The sequence below is a fragment of the Ameyamaea chiangmaiensis genome, assembly GCF_013376175.1.
GTDB classification, from domain to species: domain Bacteria; phylum Pseudomonadota; class Alphaproteobacteria; order Acetobacterales; family Acetobacteraceae; genus Ameyamaea; species Ameyamaea chiangmaiensis.
Window position 1 is genome coordinate 1 of the sequence record NZ_JABXXR010000247.1, and the last position, 2,617, is coordinate 2,617.

Annotated in this window: 2 protein-coding genes; both read left to right on the forward strand. The window is 67.7% G+C overall.

The window, feature by feature from the left end; translation table 11 throughout:
* Nucleotides 1-35: 35 nt before the first annotated feature.
* Complete coding sequence (gene ftsA, locus HUK82_RS15900) at nt 36-1,430, forward strand: cell division protein FtsA (RefSeq protein ID WP_176614864.1); 1,395 nt, start codon at nt 36-38, stop codon at nt 1,428-1,430.
* An 88-nt stretch (nt 1,431-1,518) separates the two neighbouring features.
* On the forward strand, nt 1,519-2,617 hold a 1,099-nt coding region (gene ftsZ, locus HUK82_RS15905), incomplete at its 3' end, for a cell division protein FtsZ (protein WP_176614865.1).

The following is a 2,617-nucleotide window of genomic DNA, read 5'->3' on the forward strand; positions in this document are numbered from 1 at the left end:
CCCCTGGCACCGCCCGTCCCGAACCCGAGTTCCCCATGAACGACCTGATCCCCGTCCCCCCGGAGAAAACGCCCGCAAGCGGCCGTCGGCGTCGCACGCGTCGCGGCAGCCGCGACGTGGCGCTGACCACCGACACCCGCGCCCAGCACCACGTCCTTGCCCTGCCCCCGCCACGCAGCCAGCCGCCCCATCACGCCTGGCGGCAGGGCGTGTTCGGGGTCCTCGACATCGGCAGCACGAAGATCACGTGCCTGATCGGACGCGGCGAACCGGACGGAACGATCAAGGTGCTCGGCAAGGGATGGCAGCGTTCGGAGGGCGTGCGCGGGGGCGCGATCACCGATATCCGTCGTGCCGAAGCCGCGATACGCGCGGCGGTGGGCGAGGCCGAGGAGCAGGCTGAGCGATCGTTGACCGACGTCGTGGTCAACCTGTCCAGCGGATCGCCCGAAAGCCGGCTGTTCAATGTGCGCTGGCCCGTGGGAGGCCGCGAGGTGACGGATGCGGACGTACGCCGGATCGTGACGGAAGGGCAGTTACGCGCGCGCAGCGAGGGACGCAGCGTCATTCATACGCTTCCCCTTGCCTATGCGGTGGACGACACGACCGGGGTCGTCGATCCACGTGGGCATGTGTGCGACCAGTTGACGGGCCGGCTGCATGTCATCGACGCGGCCACAGGCACGCTCGCCACGCTCGAAGCCCTTCTGGCGCGCGCCGAACTCAAGATACGCGCGCTGGTATCGGCACCACTGGCCTCGGGCCTGGCGGTGCTGGATCGGGAGGAACGCGACCTTGGGGCGACGGTGGTCGACATGGGGGGCGACACGACGACGCTCGGGATCTTCGGGGAAGGCCAGTTGATTCATACCGCGCAGATCGGTGTGGGCGGCCGTCACATCACGCGCGACCTGGCCCGTATCCTGTCCACATCGGAGGAAACGGCCGAGCGGCTGAAGACGATGTATGGATCGGCCAATTTCTCCGATGACGATGGGGAGGATGCCTTGCCGATCGAACTCATCGGCGAAAGCGCGGCGCCCCTGTCGCGCGTGTCGCGCTCACGCGTGATTTCCATCATCCATCCGCGGATCGAGGAAACGCTCGAACTGGTGCGCGATCGGCTCGATGCGTCGGGGTTTGGCAAGGCGGCCACGGGCGGCGTCGTGCTGACCGGCGGCGGTTCCCTGCTGGAGGGTGTGGGGCTGCTGGCGGCCTCGATTCTCGACCGTCCGATCCGTATGGGTTATCCAACCGGCTTTCGCGACCTGCCGCAGGACGCACCGGCCTCGGCCGGATTCGCCACGACTGCGGGGCTCCTCTCGTGGGCGGCCGGTTCGGATCGATCGTTCAACGACGTGGATGTTTCCGAACCCGGCGCTTCGGGACTTCTTGGAAGAATCGTCAATTTCTTGCGCGACCGGGTTTAGTGTGGCCTAGCTTGACGCTATAGATTCTGTACCGCGCGCACCGAGTCGCACCGCCACAATCCAGCCTCCGATCATCGGGGAGATGCTCATGACCCTGAACCTGACCATTCCGCAGCAGACGCATGCAGACTTTACGCCTCGGATTACCGTGATCGGCGTCGGCGGCGGAGGTACCAACGCGGTCGATAACATGATCGCGCTCCAGTTGCAGGGCGTGGAGTTTGTCGTCGCCAATACCGATGCCCAGCAGCTGTCGCATTCGCGCGCCGATCGCCGCATCCAGCTCGGCCCGCACCTGACGCAGGGTCTGGGCGCCGGCGCGAAGCCCGAGATCGGCCGCGCGGCCGCGGAAGAGGCCGCCGACGAGCTCGCCCGTCACATGGACGGCGCGCACATGGTGTTCATCACCGCCGGCATGGGCGGTGGCACCGGCACGGGTGCCGCGCCGGTCATCGCGCGCATGGCCCGCGATCGCGGCATCCTGACGGTCGGCGTCGTGACCAAGCCGTTTACCTTCGAGGGCGTGCGCCGGTCGCGCTCGGCCGACGCCGGCATCGCGGAACTGCAACAGTTCGTCGACACGCTGATCGTGATCCCGAACCAGAACCTCTTCCGTCTGGCCACCGAGCGCACCAGCTGGAAGGACGCGTTCAAGATGGCCGACAACGTCCTGTATATGGGCGTGCGCGGCGTGACCGACCTGATGGTCGCACCGGGGCTGGTCAATCTCGATTTCGCCGACATCCGCACCGTGATGGCCGAGATGGGCAAGGCGATGATGGGCACGGGCGAGGCCGAGGGCGACAACCGCGCGATCGAGGCGGCGGAGGCTGCGATTTCCAACCCGCTGCTCGAAGACACGTCGATGGCGGGCGCGCGCGGGCTGCTGATCAACATCACCGGCGGCGAGGACATGACGCTGTATGAAGTCGATCAGGCCGCCAACCGTATCCGCGAAGAAGTGGCCGAGGACGCGAACATCATCTTCGGCTCCGCGATCGACGACAGCCTGAACGGCCGCGTGCGCGTCTCCGTCGTCGCGACCGGTATCGACACCCCCGTCGCCGTGCAACCCGAAGCCCCGGTCGAGCCGGCGGTTCAGGCCCCGGCGGCGGCGCCCGATCCGCACCAGGCTCATCTGCAGGCAGCGCCCCAGCCGGGCGCCCGCACCGCCGCGCCGAATTACC

Excerpts from the sequence above, each read along its gene's own strand:
- ftsA (WP_176614864.1), top strand. The coding sequence starts at position 36 with ATGAACGACCTGATCCCCGTCCCCCCGGAGAAAACGCCCGCAAGCGGC.